This window comes from Mucilaginibacter pocheonensis (assembly GCF_031456535.1).
Lineage (GTDB): Bacteria > Bacteroidota > Bacteroidia > Sphingobacteriales > Sphingobacteriaceae > Mucilaginibacter > Mucilaginibacter pocheonensis.
Genome location: NZ_JAVDUU010000005.1, coordinates 327,325 through 349,582 on the forward strand (window position 1 = coordinate 327,325; position 22,258 = coordinate 349,582).

General features: G+C 42.6%; 20 protein-coding genes. 11 read left to right on the forward strand and 9 right to left on the reverse strand.

The annotated features are described in order from the left end of the window. Positions 1-103 precede the first annotated feature (103 nt). The 3 genes from J2W55_RS24525 to J2W55_RS24535 all read right to left on the reverse strand — a co-directional run bounded on the left by J2W55_RS24525 (position 104) and on the right by J2W55_RS24535 (position 2,588). Positions 104-514, reverse strand: coding sequence for a VOC family protein (locus tag J2W55_RS24525; protein ID WP_310102734.1), 411 nt, complete (start codon positions 512-514; stop codon positions 104-106). A gap of 108 nt (positions 515-622) precedes the next feature. Then, on the reverse strand, positions 623-970 hold the full coding sequence (locus tag J2W55_RS24530; RefSeq protein WP_310102736.1) for an MmcQ/YjbR family DNA-binding protein: 348 nt from the start codon (positions 968-970) through the stop codon (positions 623-625). A 76-nt stretch (positions 971-1,046) separates the two neighbouring features. Beyond that, positions 1,047-2,588, reverse strand: a complete 1,542-nt coding sequence (locus J2W55_RS24535) for an acyl-CoA carboxylase subunit beta (RefSeq protein ID WP_310102739.1) — start codon at positions 2,586-2,588, stop codon at positions 1,047-1,049. A gap of 106 nt (positions 2,589-2,694) precedes the next feature. Between J2W55_RS24535 and J2W55_RS24540 the strand changes: the two genes are divergently transcribed. The 5 genes from J2W55_RS24540 to can (J2W55_RS24560) all read left to right on the forward strand — a co-directional run bounded on the left by J2W55_RS24540 (position 2,695) and on the right by can (J2W55_RS24560) (position 7,083). Then, complete coding sequence (locus J2W55_RS24540) at positions 2,695-3,027, forward strand: hypothetical protein (RefSeq protein WP_310102742.1); 333 nt, start codon at positions 2,695-2,697, stop codon at positions 3,025-3,027. Positions 3,028-3,106: 79 nt separating this feature from the next. Continuing rightward, on the forward strand, positions 3,107-4,711 hold the full coding sequence (locus J2W55_RS24545) for a SulP family inorganic anion transporter (protein ID WP_310102745.1): 1,605 nt from the start codon (positions 3,107-3,109) through the stop codon (positions 4,709-4,711). Between the two features lie 9 nt (positions 4,712-4,720). Continuing rightward, the gene (can, locus tag J2W55_RS24550; protein WP_310102748.1) at positions 4,721-5,440 is read left to right on the forward strand and encodes a carbonate dehydratase; all 720 of its coding nucleotides are present in this window, start codon (positions 4,721-4,723) and stop codon (positions 5,438-5,440) included. 217 nt (positions 5,441-5,657) lie between these two features. Next, entirely contained in the window at positions 5,658-6,407 is a 750-nt protein-coding gene (locus J2W55_RS24555; protein ID WP_310102751.1) for a YoaK family protein, read from the forward strand. 19 nt (positions 6,408-6,426) lie between these two features. Continuing rightward, on the forward strand, positions 6,427-7,083 hold the full coding sequence (gene can, locus J2W55_RS24560; RefSeq protein WP_310102754.1) for a carbonate dehydratase: 657 nt from the start codon (positions 6,427-6,429) through the stop codon (positions 7,081-7,083). Between the two features lie 106 nt (positions 7,084-7,189). Here the strand turns inward: can (J2W55_RS24560) and pruA are convergent, their stop codons facing one another. Next, the gene (gene pruA, locus J2W55_RS24565) at positions 7,190-8,827 is read right to left on the reverse strand and encodes an L-glutamate gamma-semialdehyde dehydrogenase (protein WP_310102756.1); all 1,638 of its coding nucleotides are present in this window, start codon (positions 8,825-8,827) and stop codon (positions 7,190-7,192) included. 236 nt (positions 8,828-9,063) lie between these two features. Here pruA and J2W55_RS24570 point away from each other — a divergent pair, with 236 nt between their 5' ends. After that, the gene (locus J2W55_RS24570) at positions 9,064-9,498 is read left to right on the forward strand and encodes a GNAT family N-acetyltransferase (protein WP_310102759.1); all 435 of its coding nucleotides are present in this window, start codon (positions 9,064-9,066) and stop codon (positions 9,496-9,498) included. Here J2W55_RS24570 and J2W55_RS24575 read toward each other — a convergent pair. Continuing rightward, complete coding sequence (locus tag J2W55_RS24575; RefSeq protein WP_310102762.1) at positions 9,467-10,333, reverse strand: DUF6340 family protein; 867 nt, start codon at positions 10,331-10,333, stop codon at positions 9,467-9,469. The genes J2W55_RS24570 and J2W55_RS24575 overlap by 32 nt on opposite strands. Positions 10,334-10,611: 278 nt before the next feature. Here J2W55_RS24575 and J2W55_RS24580 point away from each other — a divergent pair, with 278 nt between their 5' ends. Then, entirely contained in the window at positions 10,612-11,727 is a 1,116-nt protein-coding gene (locus tag J2W55_RS24580) for a M42 family metallopeptidase (RefSeq protein ID WP_310102764.1), read from the forward strand. A 78-nt stretch (positions 11,728-11,805) separates the two neighbouring features. Continuing rightward, positions 11,806-12,708, forward strand: coding sequence for a nucleotidyltransferase family protein (locus tag J2W55_RS24585; RefSeq protein ID WP_310102767.1), 903 nt, complete (start codon positions 11,806-11,808; stop codon positions 12,706-12,708). Between the two features lie 73 nt (positions 12,709-12,781). Here J2W55_RS24585 and J2W55_RS24590 read toward each other — a convergent pair whose 3' ends face one another. The 4 genes from J2W55_RS24590 to J2W55_RS24605 all read right to left on the reverse strand — a co-directional run bounded on the left by J2W55_RS24590 (position 12,782) and on the right by J2W55_RS24605 (position 17,936). Further along, a complete protein-coding gene (locus tag J2W55_RS24590; protein ID WP_310102769.1) occupies positions 12,782-13,165 on the reverse strand; it encodes a hypothetical protein in 384 nt (127 codons plus the stop codon). 311 nt (positions 13,166-13,476) lie between these two features. Continuing rightward, positions 13,477-15,414, reverse strand: a complete 1,938-nt coding sequence (gene dnaK, locus J2W55_RS24595; protein WP_310103042.1) for a molecular chaperone DnaK — start codon at positions 15,412-15,414, stop codon at positions 13,477-13,479. A gap of 321 nt (positions 15,415-15,735) precedes the next feature. After that, complete coding sequence (locus J2W55_RS24600) at positions 15,736-16,806, reverse strand: hypothetical protein (protein ID WP_310102772.1); 1,071 nt, start codon at positions 16,804-16,806, stop codon at positions 15,736-15,738. Between the two features lie 32 nt (positions 16,807-16,838). Continuing rightward, positions 16,839-17,936 (reverse strand): hypothetical protein, encoded by a 1,098-nt coding sequence (locus J2W55_RS24605; RefSeq protein WP_310102776.1) that lies wholly within the window; start codon positions 17,934-17,936, stop codon positions 16,839-16,841. A 221-nt stretch (positions 17,937-18,157) separates the two neighbouring features. Between J2W55_RS24605 and J2W55_RS24610 the strand changes: the two genes are divergently transcribed. The 3 genes from J2W55_RS24610 to ispG all read left to right on the forward strand — a co-directional run bounded on the left by J2W55_RS24610 (position 18,158) and on the right by ispG (position 22,214). Then, on the forward strand, positions 18,158-19,153 hold the full coding sequence (locus tag J2W55_RS24610) for an MBL fold metallo-hydrolase (protein ID WP_310102780.1): 996 nt from the start codon (positions 18,158-18,160) through the stop codon (positions 19,151-19,153). Positions 19,154-19,343: 190 nt separating this feature from the next. Further along, on the forward strand, positions 19,344-19,955 hold the full coding sequence (locus J2W55_RS24615) for an RDD family protein (RefSeq protein ID WP_310102783.1): 612 nt from the start codon (positions 19,344-19,346) through the stop codon (positions 19,953-19,955). Positions 19,956-20,138: 183 nt separating this feature from the next. Further along, positions 20,139-22,214 (forward strand): (E)-4-hydroxy-3-methylbut-2-enyl-diphosphate synthase, encoded by a 2,076-nt coding sequence (ispG, locus tag J2W55_RS24620; protein ID WP_310102786.1) that lies wholly within the window; start codon positions 20,139-20,141, stop codon positions 22,212-22,214. Positions 22,215-22,258 lie beyond the last annotated feature (44 nt).

The following is a 22,258-nucleotide window of genomic DNA, read 5'->3' on the forward strand; positions in this document are numbered from 1 at the left end:
CCCGCTCTTTGTAATGGGCGGGGCCGGCGTTGTTTTGCTATCCTGAGATGTTAGTTCCCTATACAAAAACAAGGATCAAAAGCTCCTCTTTTAGCGCTGTTGCTTACATCTGCCCGGGCGCAGCACTTGCATCCATATATACAAATTCCCAAAGGTGACCGTCAAGATCCTGGAAACCCCAGCCGTACATCCAGCCATGATCTTGCTTTTCGTTTGGCGTGGTTGCGCCTGCAGCTACGGCTTTGTTAATCATTTCGTCAACCGCTTCGCGACTGTCTAATGAAATGCAATTGATGGTTTCGGCTACTTTAGTAGCATCGGCCATGTCTTTTTTGATGAATGATTTAAAGAAAGGTTCGGTTAGCAACATAAAAAATATGTTATCGCTAATAATCAATGATGCCGCCTGCTCGTTGGTGAATTGGGGGTTGAAACTATAACCAAGGCTGGTAAAAAATTCAATTGATTTGTTCAGGTCTTTAACCGGCAGGTTTACAAAAATTTGAGTTGCCATAATGTTTTTCGTTTTGATTTATGACACAAACATAAAGGCTTTACCTGAACCGCAGCGGGTGTAAAAACGACAAATTGAGGGCAAATTATACCTGCGGTGCTCACGGGCTTATAACCCTATTTGTTTTTTAATTTTAGCAGGAAGTTTTTCTGCAATAAGGCGGTATGATTGTTTGATATAAAACTCCCATTCCTGTTTATTAAGACAGCTGATATTGGCAATATGCACCCATTTATAGCGGCCTATGTATGCCTGGGGCGAAAAACATTCCTTTTGCAGCGTTCCCTCAAACTCATCATCCGGAACTTTTACCGAGGCAGTTGGCGGCACACTGTCAGGACCCGTAAACAAAAATGTTTTGCCACCCACATTAAAGCACAAATGATCGCCAAGTTTAAACTCCTCGGTTACACCCGGTAACTGCAAACAAATGCTTTGTATATCCTCAATGGTCATTCATGTAATAACTAAAATGTTAGACTGCGCCATCCAAAGCTACTAAATTCTTTATCCCAGGTCTTCTATCCTAAAATCACAACGGCATATTGCCGTGTTTTTTCCTGGGGTTATTCACCACCTTATTTTCCAGCATTTTAAAGGCCTGTATCAGCTTAGTACGTGTTTCTGCAGGTTCAATTACCTCATCAATAAAACCACGCTCCGCTGCACGGTAAGGATTGGCAAATATGTCTGAGTATAGCTGTTCCATTTCCTTCCATTTGGCTTCCTTATCTTCGGCAGTATTTATTTCGCGTTTAAAAATAATTTCGGCCGCCCCTTTGGCGCCCATTACGGCAATCTCTGCAGATGGCCATGCAAAATTCATGTCAGCGCCTATATGTTTGGAGTTCATCACGTCATAGGCACCGCCATAGGCCTTCCGGGTGATCACGGTAATGCGCGGTACGGTGGCTTCACAAAAAGCATAAAGCAATTTAGCGCCGTTGGTTATAATAGCGTTCCATTCCTGGTCGGTACCGGGCAAAAATCCGGGTACATCCTCAAACACCAACAGCGGTATATTAAAGCTATCGCAAAAGCGAACAAAACGCGCTGCCTTAATAGACGAGTGGATATCAAGCACACCAGCCAAAAAAGCGGGCTGATTAGCTACAATACCAATACTGCGCCCTGCAAGCCTGGCAAAACCTACTACAATGTTCTCGGCAAAATCTTTATGCACTTCCAGGAACGAGCCTGTATCAATTACGTGGTCAATAATTTCGCGGATATCATAGGGTGTCGAGGCGTTTTCGGGCAATAAGGTATTAAGTTCGGGCCTTAGTTCGTTTTGTGTATCATAAGGCAGTGCCGGCGCCCTGTCTTCGCAGTTCTGCGGCATATAGCTCAGCAGGTCCTTAATATTTTGAATGGCCGCAATTTCATTAGCGCAGGCAAAGTGAGTAACGCCCGATTTGGTAGCATGTGTAGTTGCTCCTCCCAGTTCCTCCGAAGTTACCACCTCATGAGTAACCGTTTTTACCACATTTGGGCCGGTAACAAACATATAGGAAGTGTTTTCTACCATCAGAATAAAATCGGTTATGGCAGGCGAATACACCGCCCCGCCGGCACAGGGACCCATTATAGCTGATATCTGAGGAATAACGCCTGATGCCATGGTGTTGCGGTAAAAAATATCGGCGTATCCGCCTAATGATACCACTCCTTCCTGTATCCTGGCGCCGCCCGAATCATTGAGCCCGATCATCGGGGCGCCGTTCCTGATAGCCAGATCCATGATCTTACATATCTTTTCGGCATGGGTTTCTGACAGGGAACCGCCAAAAACGGTAAAATCCTGCGAAAAAGCATATACCAAACGGCCGTTCACAGTTCCGTAACCGGTTATTACACCATCGCCCGGATATTTTTCCTTTTCCATGCCAAAGTCGGTTGAGCGGTGTGTAACCAGCATCCCTATCTCCTGGAACGAGCCTTCATCCATCAGAAAATGTATGCGCTCGCGCGCGGTAAGTTTTCCTTTTTTATGCTGACTTTCAATACGTAACGTGCCGCCGCCTTCAAACGCTTTCTGGCGCTTTTCCCTTAGTAATCCGAGCTTTTTATTCACAATTCAGGTTGTTTGTAATAGGTTAAAAATAGTAATTAAATTGTAAGATTAGCTTAAAACTACATGCCGATGCTTATTAAGACCTATTTTTTATATATTTGTAATAATGAGGATCAGGAATTTTAAAATACTGATAGTGGTATTGTTTATGGGTGTCTTTGTATTAAAGATGGCCATATCATTAGCGCCTGTATTTTTATATCTTGATAATAAAACCGTAAGCGCGGTTATCCTTCAGCTTGAACAGGAAACTAAAACCGAGAAGGATACGCCTGATAAGGATACTTTTAAGGAGAAAAAAGTCTTTGATGAATATGATCTGCACAGTGTAGCCTTCCTTACATTTGTTGTAGAAACCAACGTACTCCATAACCTCGAACATAATTTATATAAACAGGTATATCATCCTGTTGTCCCCACTCCCCCGCCCAACGTTTAAATGATTAACCGGATACTTCCCTATCCGGATGTTACCGCTTTACAATTCATTTAAATTTTTTATTCAAATTATCGATCTTATGCAAATTAAGCAAGGTGGTTTTGCTGTGGGCAATCTCAACCTGAAAAAATATTTTTTATCCAAAAACTTAAAAAAGGACCTTCCCTCAAGTATTGTTGTATTCCTGGTAGCACTGCCACTATGCTTGGGCATTGCGCTGGCATCAGGGGCCCCGTTGTTTGCCGGGGTGTTAACAGGCATTATTGGAGGTATTGTAGTAGGTACATTAAGTGGTTCGCAGCTTAGCGTAGCCGGACCTGCAGCCGGTTTAACCGTTATTGTATTAAACGCCATAACCGGACTTGGAACATATGAAACATTTTTGCTTGCTCTTTTCCTGGCCGGTATCTTTCAAATGTTGCTGGGTATATTAAAGGCAGGTACCATTGCCAACTATTTCCCTTCTGCGGTTATTGAGGGTATGCTTGCCGCTATCGGGATCATCCTGATCATGAAGCAATTTCCGCATGCTGTGGGATATGACGCCGATTACGAAGGCGACGAAAGGTTTAATCAAACGGATGATCACAATACTTTTTCGGGAATACTGGGCGCATTTGCCAAGGTTAACTACGGGGCTATTATTATCAGCGTGGTTTCTTTACTGCTGCTTATTTATTGGCCAAGGTTTAAAAAGCTGGCAATAGTGCCTGCTCCGCTTCTGGTTGTTTTGGCAGGTATTGGCCTAAGCCTTGCATTTGCAGGTACAGGTTTTGCGTTATTGGATAAACAGTTTGTACGCATACCAATAGTAAACAGCAGCAACGAATTTTTCGCGCTGTTTAAATCGCCAGATTTTAGTGCTATTGGCAACAAACAAGTTTGGATTACCGCCTTCACTATAGCCGTAGTTGCCAGTTTAGAAACCTTGCTCAGCTTAGAGGCTGTTGATAAGATCGATCCGATAAAGCGTATATCGCCAACCAACCGCGAACTGGTAGCCCAGGGAATTGGCAACATCACCAGCGGCCTGTTAGGCGGGCTGCCAATGACAGCTGTAATTGTACGTTCATCGGCCAATGTTAATGCTGGTGCCCGTACCAAAATGAGCGCTATAATACACGGCTCACTGCTGCTGGTGGCATTGCTTTGCATCCCGGCGCTTATAAATCACATCCCGCTGTCGTGCCTGGCAGCCATACTGCTCATGACGGGGTATAAACTATGCCGTATCAGCTTATTTAAACACATGTGGCAGCTGGGCCTAAGCCAGTTTATTCCATTTGTGGTAACTATTGTTGCGGTTGTATTAACCGATTTGCTGATAGGTGTAGGCATTGGGATGCTGGTTGGTATATTTTATATACTACGCACCAATTTGCGCAACCCATATTTTTACCAGATAACCCACAATGGCGATAAAAAGGTGATCAGGATAAGGCTTGCCGAAGAGGTTTCGTTTTTAAATAAAGCCGCCATACAAATTACCCTCACCAGCTTGCCAAAAGGCACTGATGTAATCATTGATGGCTCCAACTCGCGGTATATTGACCCTGATGTGATAGAGATCATCCATAATTACAAGCACAATGCGTATACCAAAGGTATTATTGTGCAATTACATGATATAAAGGAAAAGTACGATGTACCCCCTTTAAAAGAATTAATGTATAATCCTAATTAAGAAAAAAACATGACTTTAATAGATGATAAAAAGAATGGCAAACCAGCCATTGATACCAATAATTTAAAACTGGCACAAAGCGATAGCTATAACGCATTATTGCACGGCAACAGCCAGTGGGTTGAGCTTAAATTAAAAGAAGACTCTGAATATTTTAAGAAACTGGCCAAAGGTCAAAGCCCGCAGGTGTTGTGGATAGGCTGCTCAGACAGCCGTGTGCCTGCCAATGAAGTAACCGGCACCAAACCAGGTGAGGTGTTTGTTCACCGCAATATTGCCAACGTGGTGGTACACTCTGACATGAACATGCTGAGCGTGCTTGATTACGCGGTGAATGTTTTAAAAGTAAAACACATTATTGTAGCCGGCCATTACGGTTGCGGCGGCGTAGCCGCTGCCCTTAGCAATAAGCAATTTGGCCTTATTGATAACTGGTTAAGGCACATTAAAGATGTTTACCGCCTGCACAGTCATGAACTTGACCGTATTACCGACGAAACTCAGAAGCAAAACCGCCTGGTAGAACTTAACGTGAGCGAACAGGTATATAACCTGTGCAAGACCTCCATTGTTCAAAACGCCTGGATGGAACGTCATGACCTGGAAGTTCACGGCTGGGTGATTGACCTGGGCACCGGCCTGATCAAGGATCTTAAGGTTTCCAGCAGCAGTCCGCACAATTTAGGTTACGTATATGAGTTTAATAACGTTGCAGCTTTAGCACATTAATAACCCCTGCTAATACCAAAGTCTCCCTTTGCTACATGCATGGAGAGGTTTATGTTTGATTGCCCCGGTTCATGAAAATGGCCGGGGTTTTTTATGCCGGATAATTTTGACTTTTATTGTTACTACGGTTCCGGCACTTATCACATTAAGTTGCCAAAGCCTTAGCTTTTATAAACTTTATTTTATTTTTAGTGTTGAGTACTACTAATAATACATCATGCTGAAAGCTGTAAAAGAAGAACGTACCTTAAAAGAAAATTTAATGCTGGCCTCATCCACCGCATTTGTGGCCGGAGTTACTAATGTAGCGGGAATGCTGGCCTTTCTGGCTTTTACATCAAACATTACCGGGCATGTGGCAAACCTTGCAAAGCACATTGTTGAACAAAACTACCATCAGATGATCATTTTTTTGATTTGGCTGATGATGTTCTTTGCAGGGGCTTTCGTATCCAGTTTTATTGTTCGCTCTTTTGAGGATAAAAGCAAGTGGCGGGCAAATTCAATTCCAATGATCATTGAGGCGCTTGTTTTATTGGCTGTAGCAATTTACGGACATAATTTTTACAAGGAAACCGATACAGAGCGTGAGATAGTGATCAGCGCCATCCTGTTTTCAATGGGCTTGCAGAATAGCCTCGTTTCAAATATTTCGGGGGGACTGATTAAATCGAGCCACTTAACAGGCCTGTTTACTGACTTGGGCAGTGAAGTGGCCGAATGGTTTCATCCTAAAACTAAAAATACCGAGACTGCGGGTAATAAAATACTGATCAGGTGCACGGTACTTGGCTTTTACCTTTTTGGAGGATTAGCGGGCGGTTACTTCTTTAATCTGTACGAGTTTGCCATTTTTTATTTTATCCCGATAATTTTGCTCACCATTATGTATTATGATATTTCGCCGCTTGCTTTGCATAAACTAAGCCGTATGTTTGCATCGGGCAAACGCCAAACTGCATCTTAAAACATCAATCTTTAAAAATATGAGTTCTCAAATTCACGACACCAGCCATATCACTTATCAAAGCCTGTTAGAAGGTAATAAACAGTTTATTGCCGATACATTAAAGGAAGACCCCAATTATTTTGAAAAACTGGCCAACGGCCAAAAACCGCCTGTATTATGGATAGGCTGCGCGGATAGCCGTGTGCCAGCCAACCAGATCACCAATACATCACCGGGCGAAATATTTGTACACCGTAATATTGCCAACATGGTGATTCACTCTGATATGAACATGCTGAGCGTGCTGGATTATGCGGTTAATGTTTTAAAAGTAAAACATGTGATAGTTACCGGTCATTACGGGTGCGGCGGCGTTATAGCAGCCATGAGCAACCAACAGTTTGGCCTTATTGATAACTGGTTGCGCCACATTAAGGATGTATACCGCCTGCACGCCGAAGAACTTGATGCCATTGCAGATGAGCAGGAGCGCACCAACCGCCTGGTAGAATTTAATGTAATAGAGAATGTTTACAATCTGTGCAAAACCTCCATTGTTCAAAATGCCTGGAAAAACGGGCAGCAACTGGGCGTTCACGGCTGGGTATATAGCTTGAGTACCGGACTAATAAACGATATGAAAGTGAGTACCCTCAATAATGAAAATATGGATGAGGTGTTTAAATTTAAATAGCCCCAGCCCCCTGAGGGGAGTTTAAAAATATGATTTTATAAAAAAAGCGATGAGTATAATTCATCGCTTTTTTATTTTAGGCACTCCCCTTGAGGGAGCTGTGGGGCTAACTTTCCTTTGTCAAAAATGGGTATCTGTAGTCCTTAGGCGGATCAAAGGTTTCTTTAATGGTACGGGGCGATACCCAACGCAACAGGTTGATCATAGATCCGGCCTTGTCATTGGTGCCCGACCCTCTGGCGCCGCCAAAGGGCTGCTGTCCAACTACCGCGCCGGTTGGTTTATCATTTATATAAAAGTTTCCGGCCGCGTTACGTAAACGATAAGTTGCCTCGGCAATAGCATATCTGTCCTGTGATATGATAGAGCCTGTAAGCGCGTAGATGGAGGTTTTATCAACAATGTTAAGCACCTCATCAAACTGAGCGTCCTCGTACACGTAAATGGTCAATACAGGCCCAAATAGCTCCTCGCACATGGTTACGTAGTACGGATCATTAACCTTTAATACCGTAGGCTCAATAAACCAGCCTTTGGTTTTATCATAATTGCCACCGGCAACAATTTCAACACCATCGTCGGCCTTGGCTGCATCAATATATTTAGCCAGCTTATCAAACGATACTTCACTGATGACGGCATTGATGAAATTTTCAAAATTTTCAACCGGACCAATCTTAAATGAAGTAATATCGCGCTGCATATTGGCTTTTACCGCCGGCCATAACGAAGCAGGGATATAAGCCCTGGAAGCTGCCGAACATTTTTGCCCCTGATATTCAAAAGCGCCGCGAACAAGCGCGGTACTTACCACATCGGCATCAGCGCTTGGGTGGGCCAGTACAAAATCCTTACCCCCGGTTTCGCCAACAATACGCGGATAGGTTTTGTATTTATGGATATTGGTACCAATGGTTTGCCAGATATTCTGGAACACTTTGGTTGATCCGGTAAAGTGGATACCGGCAAAGTCAGGATGGTTAAAAATTACCTCGCCGGCAACAGGGCCGTCAACATATATCAGGTTGATAACCCCATCAGGTACGCCTGCTTCTTTAAACACCTGCATCAGTACGTTTGCAGCGTAAATTTGTGTGTAAGCTGGTTTCCAAACCACTACATTGCCCATCATGGCGGCGGATGTTGGCAGGTTACCTGCAATAGCGGTAAAATTAAACGGGGTTAAGGCAAATATAAAGCCTTCCAGTGGGCGTTGCTCCACACGGTTCCAAACACCTTTGCCTGATATTGGGGGCTGCTGCTGATAAATTTCGGTCATGTATTGCACATTAAAGCGCAAAAAGTCAATCAGTTCACAGGCAGAATCGATCTCGGCCTGGTAAGCGTTTTTTGACTGGCCCAGCATAGTAGCCGCGTTTACTTTTGCCCGGTACGGACCGGCAAGTAAATCTGCAGTTTTCAAAAATATGGCGGCACGCTGTTCCCAGGGTAAGTTTTCCCAATTGGCTTTGGCAGCCAGGGCTGCATCAATAGCAGCAGTAACGTGGCTGGCGTCACCTTCAGAAAAAGTGGCCAGTAAATGTTTATGATCATGTGGCGGACGGATCTCCAGCTTATTGCCGGTACGTACTTCTTTGTCGCCGATGTACATAGGTATATCCAGTTGTTGAGCCCGGGCCTGCTCTAAAGCGGCCTTAAGGGCTGCACGTTCCAAACTGCGCGGGCCATAGTTTAAAACAGGCTCGTTTTGCGGTACCGGAACATTAAAAAATCCTTTAAGCATAGATGGTGATTTATGTTGCCGCAAAGATAGGGATTTTACAGGGATGGGAAATTGAGTGAATGTCAAAAATATGGGACGCTAAAACAGTTCAATACCGCTATGGCCGCGGGTGCCTTTTACTTTTGTTGCACCAAAAGTATATTTTTGTATCAAGATAAAAGTAACTAAGTCCCCGCATGGATAGCTTAGCATACCGCGATTAAGTGTTGCTTGACTCCTTGAAATTGAACGATCCCATGATCCACATCGAACAAATACGACCTGAACTTACCTGGCGCCTGAGGCAAAAAGTTTTATATCCGGAACAAAAACTGTATGAAATGGTGATGGAAGAAGATGAACATGGCCTGCACTTTGCCGCTTTTAAAAACGATGCCATTGTTGCGGTAATATCACTTTTTGCCAAGGGTGATGATTACCAGTTCCGCAAGTTCGCGGTTGATGATAGCCTGCAGGGTACGGGTATAGGTAAACAAATGCTTGACCATATAACCGCTTTTGCAAAAACAAATGGTGCTAAACGGCTGTGGTGCAATGCACGCCTCTCCGCCGTGGGGTTTTACCTTAAGGCCGGGTTTGAGCATACCGGTCAGTTTTTTACCCGGCAGGGCTTTGATTATGAGATTCTTGAAAAAAACCTCACTCCTTTATTAGCGCCGCAATTAACGTAGTAGCATAGTCATTCTGCTGCTTTTGGTTTGATATTTTAGCCAGTTCAAGTGCCTCGTCAATATCGCCCTGCGCCTCATAAACTACAGCCAGGTTATAGGCTGCCCTGCTGGCCAGCTTACGGTCGGCGCCATCAATTAGCGGGTTTAATATTTTGTAGGCCAAATCAAATCGGCCGGCCAGTATGTGCCGTACTGATATCTTCAGCGCGTCAGACTGGTTATAAAGCGGCCGGTAATTGGTTATAGTATATGGTAAATAATCTTTTAAAGCATCTAAAGCAGCGTTTCGGGCTACATTATAAATGGAATACCCAGCTCTGCCGTCCTGCGGTTCAGTAGCCTGTCCTTTTAATTTTTTAAAGTAAATACCATTACTTTCATACAGGGTAAACATAACCGTTGCCTTGGTACTGTAGTAAGCCACTTGTGCATTGCCATCATACGCCACATTATCAAGCACCACCCCTGCGTTGAAGTCATCCAGCGTTAAAACATAATTTGCTTTGTATTTGGCAGCAAGATGCTTTACCGAGTCTTTATTGACATTAAAAGGTATAGAGTCTATAAGGCTTGAAACTTTAACACCGGGCAGCAACTTCAGTTCCTTTTCGGCACCGGCCACAGCGCTATATGCAGCACTTTTAAGCGCCTGTATCTTTCGCTTATTTATGCGGGTTGAATCAAAGGTAAGTCTGTTAACTAACAGGATACGCGAGGTATCAGCGTTAAAAACCAGTTTGGGGGCATAATCAACCGGTACTGTAGCATATTGCAATACATTACACGAGGTTAAACCGGCTATTAATAGTATAAAAATAAGCTTAAACAGTTTCACGGCAGTGGAGTAAATTATAAATAATACAAAATTAACAAACAACAATGAATTTGAAATGAACAATTCATGTTTAATGTAAAACTTACAGTTAATCACAACTAATTAACCAAGGGGGCAAAATTTTGCATTTTTGAAAAAAAAACGCTAATACTATAACCTTAGTATTAAATTAATAATAAAAACATGTTTTTATTTCCATTTTGGCAGGTTATATTGGGGGTTTACCACTTACTTTATTATATTTGCTTTATTGCATATTATAGTTTGCTCAATAAAACATGGCTAAAAAAAAATCTGACGCACCATCGCATATTCCTGTTGTAAACGACGCCTCCATATCTTTTTTCGAGAAATATATTAACAACCCCTCTCCTACCGGTTTTGAATGGAAAGGCCAGGAGTTGTGGCTTGATTACCTGAAACCTTACATTGATGAGCATTATGTTGATAATTACGGTACCGCAGTTGGGATAATTAACCCCAAAGCTGATTACAAGGTAGTTATTGAGGCCCATGCCGATGAAATTTCATGGTTTGTAAATTATATTACCAATGATGGTTTAATATATGTGATACGCAACGGCGGATCAGACCACCAGATAGCCCCCTCAAAAAGGGTTAACATACATACCGATAACGGTATTGTAAAAGCAGTTTTTGGCTGGCCGGCCATTCATACCCGCCTGGGAGGCGAAAAAGAAGAGGCGCCAACCCTGAAAAACATCTTTTTAGATTGTGGTTGTACCTCCAAAGAAGAAGTTGAAAAACTGGGCATCCATGTAGGCTGTGTAATTACCTATGAGGACGAGTTTATGATCCTCAATGACCGGTATTATGTAGGGCGTGCCCTTGATAACCGCGCAGGTGGTTTCATGATAGCCGAAGTTGCCCGTTTGCTTAAGGAGAACAAAGTAAAATTACCGTTTGGCCTATACATTGTTAACGCCGTACAGGAAGAGATAGGATTGCGCGGGGCCGAGATGATAGCCCATAAGATAAAGCCCAATGTAGCCATTGTAACAGATGTTACACATGATACCCAAACCCCAATGATCAACAAGATAACCCAGGGCGACCTGGCTTGCGGTAAGGGCCCGGTGGTATCTTATGCGCCGGCAGTTCAAAATAACCTCAACAAATTACTTATTGAAGCAGCGCAAAAGGCAGATATCCCTTTTCAGCGGCAGGCGTCATCACGCTCTACAGGTACTGATACCGACGCTTTTGCTTACTCAAACGACGGTGTTCCATCGGCATTGATCTCATTACCATTAAGGTATATGCACACTACTGTTGAAATGATCCATAAAGAAGATGTTGACAACGTGATACGTCTTATTTACCAGGCTTTGCTAAATATTAAAGCCGGTCAGGATTTCAGGTACATCAAATAACCGGACTTTTAATCAAATTGGTTGTAAATTAATTATGTCAAGGCATATAGTTATTAACAAATACCCCCACATATATCTATGAAACCAACACTTCTTATTTTGGCCGCTGGTATGGCCAGCCGTTATGGCAGCATGAAACAGGTTGACGGCTTTGGCCCCAACGGCGAAACAATTATTGACTATTCTATCTATGATGCTATAAAAGCAGGCTTCGGCAAGGTAAGCTTTATTATACGCGAAGAATTTGCTGACAATTTTAAAGCTATTTTTGAGCCAAAGCTTAAGGGACGCATTGAAACCGATTATGTTTTTCAAAGTTTTGACCTTACCCCATTTGGCATCAATAAAACCATTGAACGTGCCAAGCCATGGGGCACTGCACATGCTGTGCTTGCCGCACGCAACCAGGTGAACGAACCCTTTTGCGTTATTAATGCCGATGACTTTTATGGTTATGATTCATTTGAAAAAATGGCCAAATTTTTAACCACTGAAGTAGCTGATGATACCTATTCACTGATAGGTTACCAGATTGACAGGACCCTGTCTGACTATGGTTCCGTATCGCGTGGTGTTTGCAAGGTTAATGACGAAGGCAATATGGTTGAAATTAATGAGCGTACTGAAGTTTACTTTAAAGAAGACGGCAGCGTAGCTTACAAGGATGCGACCGGCGAACATCCCCTGCCAAACGATACCCGTGTATCCATGAACTTTTGGGGCTTTACCCCAGCTGTGTTTAAGCAAAGCGAAGACATGTTCAGGGCTTTTGTTGAAGCGAATGAAACCAACCCTAAATCGGAATTTTTTATTCCTTTGGTTGCCGACGAGCTTATAAAAGCTGGAACAGCATCATTTAAAGTGATCCCAACCGGATCAAAATGGTTTGGTGTAACTTATAAAGAAGATAAACCTATTGTACAAAAAAGCATTTCGGAACTGGTGGCCAACGGCGTCTATCCGGAAAAGCTTTGGGACTAATTGAAACCCAATTGTTATAAACGAAAAGATCCCGCCAGAAGGCGGGATCTTTTCGTTTTATATAAGGCTGTTATCAGTTAATGAAGAAAAATGTTTTTTGATTGTATTCTTCGTAAACATGAACTTGCTTCCTTACCACCTCGTTGTTTGAGATGACCATGATGGTATAATTTCCATTATCCAGATTGGTTAAAACATATCCTTTTGTAACCTCCGGCTTATTAGGTAATACATCTTTCAGGAGCATATTGGAATCCCTGTCATAAACCAATACATAAGGTTTACGGGAGCCCGCTTTTAAAACATTTACATAAACGCCCCGGTTCTCCTTCATTGCAGATAAAGTAATAACGTCTTTGGATTTTGCAGGGTCTTCTTTAGCTTTTACAGGTTTCGCGGCAAAAGCACCGAAACTTAACAAAAGAAATAATGCCGACAATTTTATTGAATTTTTCATGATATTTTAATTTAAAAATGCTGTTGAATTCTTTTTTTCAATCAAAAAAACAACATTTTTAAACGCCAAAAAAAACAATTAGACCACCGCCATATTTATGTAGACAAAAGAGCAATTGCAATCGCCAAACCAATAAATTAGCTAATAATCAACACATTACAGCTCTTGTAGTTTATTATTGGCTGTTTGCAGGTAAATTTTTGCCGTTCGTCGATCTTAGGAGGAAAATCAATGCTCAAAGTATCATAAAACACAAAAAAGCCCGGTTCAGGAAATCCTGACCGGGCTTTTTAATTTATAAACAACACTTATTATTTTGTATCGTCTTTTACTTCTTCAAAGTCAACATCGGTTACGGTATCGCCATGATCCTGCGGACCTGCACCTGGGTTACCATCACCTGGCTGAGCCTGACCTGCTTCGGCTGATGCTTTGTACATCTCTTCAGATGCTGTAGCCCATGCAGCGTTCAGTTCAGTTTGAGCGGTTTCAATTTCAGCTAAGTTTTTAGATGCATAAGCTTCTTTCAACTTTTTAAGGCCATCTTCGATAGGTCCTTTTTTGTCAGCCGAAATTTTATCGCCGTACTCTTTCAATTGTTTTTCGGTCGAGAAGATCAGGGCATCAGCAGCGTTCAGTTTTTCAACTTCTTCTTTTGCCTTTTGGTCAGCATCAGCATTGGCTTCAGCTTCGTCCTTCATTTTCTTGATCTCTTCGTCAGTTAAGCCTGATGAAGCCTCGATACGTATCTTTTGTTCTTTGCCGGTTGCTTTATCTTTAGCAGATACATGCAATATACCATTGGCATCAATATCAAAAGTTACCTCAATTTGTGGCACACCGCGTGGTGCTGGTGGTATACCATCCAGGTGGAAACGACCTATAGTACGGTTACCCGCAGCCATTGGGCGTTCACCCTGTAATATGTGGATCTCAACAGACGGCTGGCTGTCAGATGCGGTTGAGAAAGTTTCTGATTTTTTTGTTGGGATAGTTGTGTTTGACTCTATCAGTTTGGTCATTACGCCACCCATGGTTTCAATACCTAATGAAAGCGGGGTAACATCCAGTAACAACACATCTTTAACCTCGCCGGTTAATACACCACCTTGTATAGCAGCGCCTATTGCAACAACCTCATCAGGGTTAACACCTTTTGAAGGGGCTTTACCAAAAAATTTCTGTACAGCTTCCTGTATGGCGGGGATACGTGTAGAACCACCTACCAGGATAACTTCGTCAATATCAGAAGTGCTTAAACCTGCATTTTTCAATGCTGATTTACAAGGCTCAATGGTACGTTTGATCAGGCTATCAGCCAGTTGTTCAAACTTGGCACGTGTTAAAGTTTTAACAAGGTGCTTAGGCATACCATCGGCAGCGGTGATATATGGCAGGTTAACTTCTGTTTGAGCAGAGCTTGACAACTCAATTTTAGCTTTCTCGGCAGATTCTTTTAAACGTTGTAAAGCCATTGGGTCTTTACGCAGGTCAATGCCTTCGTCGCTTTTAAATTCGTCGGCCAACCAGTCAATAATTACCTGGTCAAAGTCGTCACCACCCAGGTGAGTATCACCATCAGTTGATTTTACTTCAAAAACGCCGTCACCTAATTCAAGGATAGATACGTCATGAGTACCACCACCGCAGTCAAATACGGCAATTTTCATATCCTTGTGCGCTTTATCAAAGCCGTAAGCCAGGGCAGCAGCAGTAGGTTCGTTAATGATACGACGTACTTTTAAACCCGCAATTTCACCGGCTTCTTTAGTTGCCTGGCGCTGCGCATCGTTAAAATAAGCAGGTACTGTAATAACAGCTTCCGTAACTTCGGTTCCTAAAAAGTCTTCAGCTGTTTTCTTCATTTTCTGAAGTATCATTGCTGATATCTCTTGCGGAGTGTATTTACGGTCGCCAATTTCAACACGCGGAGTGTTGTTATCGCCTTTAACTACCTTGTAAGGTACGCGGGCGGCTTCACTTGTAACTTCGTTAAACTGGTTACCCATAAAGCGTTTAATTGACGAAATGGTTTTTGTAGGGTTAGTGATTGCCTGGCGTTTTGCAGGATCGCCAACTTTACGCTCGCCGTTGTCAATAAAAGCTACTACGGACGGCGTAGTACGTTTTCCCTCGCTGTTTGCTATAACTACAGGCTCATTACCTTCCATTACAGCTACGCAGGAGTTTGTTGTTCCTAAGTCGATTCCAATTATTTTAGACATATGATTGTGTTTTCTTGATTTAATATTTTACTACATCAGCTATTTATCAACGTTTGTGCCAATATCTATTTGGCAGGATTATAGTCAGGATGACAAATATCACGTCAGGAAAACCATTCATGTTGGTGACAGGTTGGCAGAATTTTGTAAAAAATGATTGCATTAAAAGTTGCCGGTGAAGGCTTGTCAACGGAGAAAAGCATTGGTTACCGCATCATCTTAAGTCAGAGACCGCGCTGTTCGAAGTCTCAGACTTCGAACGACTATGCCTGTAGTTTATAACTACAGATTACATGCCTGTTCCTCCAAAGTCAAATACCTGTACAACGCATCGGGCAGAGTTTTTCAATTTACCTTTTGCATATCAATCTTAATAACATCCTTGCCCATACGCCCGCTCATTATCCGGCTGCCGGGTATTTTACCATCTGCAACGTGTACATTAAGCGTGTCATGCATATTCACCGGGTACCGCCATATAGCTTTAAGCTGCCGCGTTTGCTCATTATATTGGTAGCTGCCAATTAATCGTGCCTGATAGTTATTGTATTCCATCACAAAATCATAATTATCAATAAATATTTTGGTTAATAAACTGTCGCGGCAAGGCTTTAATTTTTGATCGGTATTATTAACAAGCACACTTTTCACTTCATACTTGCCCATTATTCGAGGATAGCTTTTAGGGAATTTATAACCGGCTAACAGTAACAAAGGGATATAAAAAATTGAAAGCCGGATAACATTTTTTAACAGAGGGCTTTTAAGTTTCAGTACTGGCGCATTATCCTTCGCCTTAAGAAAAAATTCAGCCAACCGGTCATAATCCAGCAGCAGCAAATAGATCATGGCGATCACTAAAATGGTGATGTATACATTTACTACCATGCCCAGATTATAAAAATAATCGAGCAGGAGGATGTTAAACAATAATGGCAAAAGAAAAATAACTGCCAGGAGCCTGGTTTTTCGGAACAGCAGCATAATTGCTCCCATAAACTGCAGGCACGCAATAATTACCGTAAAAGCATAAAAATGGCCAAAAAAAGCCCACATCATCTCCTCGCCCGAAAGGCTGCTGAAAGGATTGTCGAGCATTCCCAGCGGAATAGCAAACTGCAAATGAAATATCTTTTGAAAGCCAAACATGCACAGGTCAAGGGCTATAAAATATCGGAGTACTCCATGCCAGAAACCTAAAACAGCCCCCGAGTCGATCTGCTGCCGGGCCGCTTTTCTTTTCCAGATGAATATGTAAACCAGCGTACCTGTAAAATAAAAAGCAGCTATGGCTATTTGCACCACAAAAGGTATCCAGTTAATTAAAAACCGATGACCAATGCGCATAATTACAATTGAGCCAACAATACCCGCCATAAAGCAGGCTAAAGCGTGTGAATGAGATTTTTGTGTCATAACAATGAGAATATAAAGGTTATAACACAATATTACCGGGCATTGCCATATGCATCGTTCGGATTTACCTTTTGCATATCAATCTTAATAACATCCTTGCCCATACGCCCGCTCATTATCCGGCTGCCGGGTATTTTACCATCTGCAACGTGTACATTAAGCGTGTCATGCATATTCACCGGGTACCGCCATATAGCTTTAAGCTGCCGCGTTTGCTCATTATATTGGTAGCTGCCAATTAATCGTGCCTGATAGTTATTGTATTCCATCACAAAATCATAATTATCAATAAATATTTTGGTTAATAAACTGTCGCGGCAAGGCTTTAATTTTTGATCGGTATTATTAACAAGCACACTTTTCACTTCATACTTGCCCATTATTCGAGGATAGCTTTTAGGGAATTTATAACCGGCTAACAGTAACAAAGGGATATAAAAAATTGAAAGCCGGATAACATTTTTTAACAGAGGGCTTTTAAGTTTCAGTACTGGCGCATTATCCTTCGCCTTAAGAAAAAATTCAGCCAACCGGTCATAATCCAGCAGCAGCAAATAGATCATGGCGATCACTAAAATGGTGATGTATACATTTACTACCATGCCCAGATTATAAAAATAATCGAGCAGGAGGATGTTAAACAATAATGGCAAAAGAAAAATAACTGCCAGGAGCCTGGTTTTTCGGAACAGCAGCATAATTGCTCCCATAAACTGCAGGCACGCAATAATTACCGTAAAAGCATAAAAATGGCCAAAAAAAGCCCACATCATCTCCTCGCCCGAAAGGCTGCTGAAAGGATTGTCGAGCATTCCCAGCGGAATAGCAAACTGCAAATGAAATATCTTTTGAAAGCCAAACATGCACAGGTCAAGGGCTATAAAATATCGGAGTACTCCATGCCAGAAACCTAAAACAGCCCCCGAGTCGATCTGCTGCCGGGCCGCTTTTCTTTTCCAGATGAATATGTAAACCAGCGTACCTGTAAAATAAAAAGCAGCTATGGCTATTTGCACCACAAAAGGTATCCAGTTAATTAAAAACCGATGACCAATGCGCATAATTACAATTGAGCCAACAATACCCGCCATAAAGCAGGCTAAAGCGTGTGAATGAGATTTTTGTGTCATAACAATGAGAATATAAAGGTTATAACACAATATTACCGGGCATTGCCATATGCATCGTTCGGGTTTATCCAGCCGAACCAGTTTATTTAAAGTATAGCCCTCACAGGTTTTTTACGATGATACATCATCCCTGTGTCAATTAAAACCAACCCCCGTTAATCATCGTAACTTTTTAGTGCTGCATATATCTATTTGAATAATATAGTACTATAATTGTTATTATGAGTTTGAAAGGATCACGAAAAGAAGGAAAAAAATACATCAATGTAATACCCACAGACGAGGCAGGCTTTGGCAAAATTGTCCCGATTTTACGGGAATACCTTAACAATAAAGCCGAAAATACACCAAAGAAAACATTAGGCCCTTTTAAAACCGATACTACAATTTATCAAAAGCCACCAGCAAGCGGTTTGCGCATTACCTGGATAGGGCACTCCAGCATATTGATAGAGATTGATGGAAAACGCATATTAACTGACCCGGTTTGGAGCGAACGAGCTTCGTTCTCCAAATTCATGGGCCCTAAACGCTTTTTTAAACCACCGCTTTTGTTAAGCGAACTGCCGCCATTGGATGCAGTAATTATATCACATGATCATTATGACCATTTTGACAGGGATACCATTAAATACTTTGCAGGGTCAACCATCCCCTTTTACTGCTCAATTGGCGTAGGACAATATCTGCGCAAATGGGGCATTATTGAAAACTATATTACCGAAATGGATTGGGGCGACAGCATAATGATAGGTAATGATATTGTAGTAACGGCCGCCCCTTCAAGGCATTTTTCAGGTCGCGGGGTGGTTAATCGCAATGAAACCTTATGGTCGTCGTTCGTAATAAAGGGACCAAAGCATAATATTTATTTCGGCGCCGACTCAGGCTGGTCGCCCAGTTTTGAAGCCATCGGCGAAGCGTTTGGCCCGTTTGACCTTACCATGCTGGAAGTTGGCGCTTATGGCAAATTTTGGCCCGATATACACATGGGCCCGGACCATGCCTCAAACGCGCACCTGGCCCTAAAGGGTAAACTAATGATGCCCATCCACTACGGCACTTTTAACCTGGCGCCACATGCCTGGTACGAACCCATTGAACGGCTGACAACTTTGGCTAATGAAAAAAACATAGATTTATTTGTGCCCCAGCCAGGTGAACCAACTGAAGTTACAGGCGCGTACAATTCCAATTGGTGGAAACCATATTTGTAATTTTATAAACAACCTCCCGGGGAATATATGTCGTCGCATTGTGATGTACCTATTCTGCTGTATGCATGTTCCGCGAAAGATCGTCAGTCCTGAGAATGATAAATCATTGTCATAAAGACGTACCTTTAATGGATCGTATTAGTGTAACATTTTGTGCAGTAATCGCTCCAATTTAAAAGCAAACTGAATAATGGCCCCAACCTATATTTTAGTAATTAAAGGTAAACCAGAAGGCCCTTTTAGCGTGGAGGAATTAAAGGCCCGAAACATAAGGCCCGGCGACTTTGTAAAAACCCCTGAAATGGATGATTACAAAGAGGCACAGGAAATTGCTGAATTAAGAGAGATATTGGGCTTTAAAAAACCCGCTTTGCTAATGCAATATTTTGGCAGTTTTGATCAACGGTTGCTGGCCTCCGTGCTTGACTGGTTTATGCTTTTAGGTGTATTTATCATTATTGCATTTATTGTGGTGCTAATGTTTATTCACAATAAAGAACAACGCATAGTAGCATCCTTTTCTTTTTTAGGTGCAATACCATTTGCCAAGATCATTTACCATATTATAATGGAAAGTTCGGCACAACAGGCCACGCATGGCAAGCAAATGCTAAAAATTAAAGTGGTTGATATGCAGGGTAACCGCATCAGCACAGGTAAAGCCATAAGCCGTAACCTATGCAAAATATTTTCAGTGGCTACGTTTTTTGTCGGCTATCTGCTAGCGTTTTTCAATAAAAAACAACAATGCCTGCATGACATGATGGCCGGCACATTGGTAATTAAGGACAGGTTGTTTTGATTATTATTTTTCCTTTACTAATTGATATTTAAGTACGACGAGCACAAAAACAAGCCATGTGAGTGCTAAAATAAACATTATTACTGCGCCATGCATTAATGCCATATTAATTATACCACATACAATTGACCAACTAATCCACAACATAATTCTTAAATTTGCATCTTATTAAATATCCGCTGCATGAATACTGATGCTGTTAAATTACTGCAAGGCCGTTATTGCAATTCACTAACCGAATATTCGCGTTTTGTAACCCGTGAAGTTGCCATTGGCGATGTGCCCATGGGAGGCAATAACCCTATCAGGATACAGAGCATGACCACTACTGATACCCTGGATACCATTGGTACGGTGGAACAATCCATCCGTATGGTTGATGCCGGTTGTGAATATGTGCGCATTACAGCACCAAGCATCAAAGAGGCGCAAAACCTGGCCGAGATCAAGAAACAGCTTCGCCTGCGTGGATATAATGTACCGCTGGTTGCCGATATTCACTTTACTCCCAACGCCGCCGAAGTTGCGGCACGTATTGTTGAAAAAGTACGCGTGAACCCCGGTAATTACGCCGATAAAAAGAAATTTGATCAGATAGACTATACCGACCTGCAATACCAGGGCGAACTGGAACGTATTTACCAAAAATTTGCACCGCTTGTAAAAATATGCAAGGAGTATGGTACAGCTATGCGCATTGGCACCAATCACGGTTCGTTGAGCGACCGCATCATGAGCCGCTATGGCGATACTCCGCAGGGTATGGTGGAGTCGGCGATGGAATTTATGCGGATGTGCGAAACGCTGAACTTTTATAACCTTGTGATCTCTATGAAATCGAGCAATCCGCAGGTAATGGTGCAAGCATACCGTTTACTGGTTGAAACCATGGTGGCCGAAGGCATGAACTACCCGCTGCACCTGGGTGTAACCGAAGCGGGCGATGGAGAGGACGGCCGTATCAAATCTGCAGTTGGTATTGGCACCTTGCTGGACGATGGCCTTGGCGATACCGTTCGTGTTTCCCTGACCGAAGAACCTGAAGCCGAAGCGCCTGTTGCTATTGAGCTGGTAAAGCGATATTCTTTAAGGGCGAAAGGCGAGAGCTTAAAGGCAAAAGGCAATGAGGCCGCTGAGGAAAAAAACCTCTCACCTTTAACCTTCAACCTTTCATCTGCACATAGTCCCTACGAATACAAAAAACGCCATACTTATGAGGCCAATGCTTTTATTGGCGGCCACATGGTACCCCGTGTGGTTATTGATCTGTCAAAGAGCAATTTAAAGGACGCCTCTATTTTAAAGGACGCTGGTTACCTGTACTCGCCACTGCTTGATAAATATAATATGGCCGAGCAATCGGTTGATTTTGTTTACCTGGCCGATGCTTTGCCATCGTTTGTATTTCCAAGCAATTTAAAACAGCTTTATAACTATAAAACCTGGCAAAAACTGGCTGATAAAACCAATTGCCACCCAGTGTTTTCGTTACAGGAATATATTGAAGCAACCGATCGCTCATCCAAATTAAACCTGGTAAGAATACAACCTGCCGATATTGACTCAGACCAGTTTGGCTCGATCCCTTTTGACAACTCGCTGGTGTTTGTATTGGAAACCACAGCCCTGCATGGCATGGCCGACCAGCGTGGTTTTTTCTTTAAGCTGGAAGAACTGGGATTGGAGATACCTGTGATAGTAAAAAGGGACTATGAATTTGGGGCAATGGACAACGACTTAGAAGGTCCAAAAGTTCATGAACCAAATGACCTCACCACTCACAATTCACAGCTCACAACCAAACTACAACTTTACGCCGCAACCGATCTTGGCGCTTTGTTGGTTGATGGTTTTGGCGACGGCATCTGGATAAACGCTCCGGAGCTGCCAGCCAGCGTGATCACTTCAACAGCTTTTGGCATTTTGCAGGCCACCCGCTCCAGAATTTCCAAAACAGAGTACATATCTTGCCCAAGCTGTGGCCGTACCTTGTTTGATTTGATGGTAACTACGCAAATGATCCGTAGCCGCACAAGTCACCTTAAAGGCTTAAAAATTGGTATTATGGGCTGCATTGTAAATGGCCCCGGCGAAATGGCCGATGCCGATTATGGTTATGTAGGCTCTGGAACCGACAAAGTAACACTTTACCGTGGCAAAGAAGCTGTAAAGAAAAACATCAGCTCAGCAAACGCTCTCGACGAATTGATCAACATTATTAAAGATGACGGCAACTGGGTAGAGCAGGAACAGGCTTAACCTCTCATAAAACAGAACAGGGCCGGCCTCGCGCCAGCCCTTGT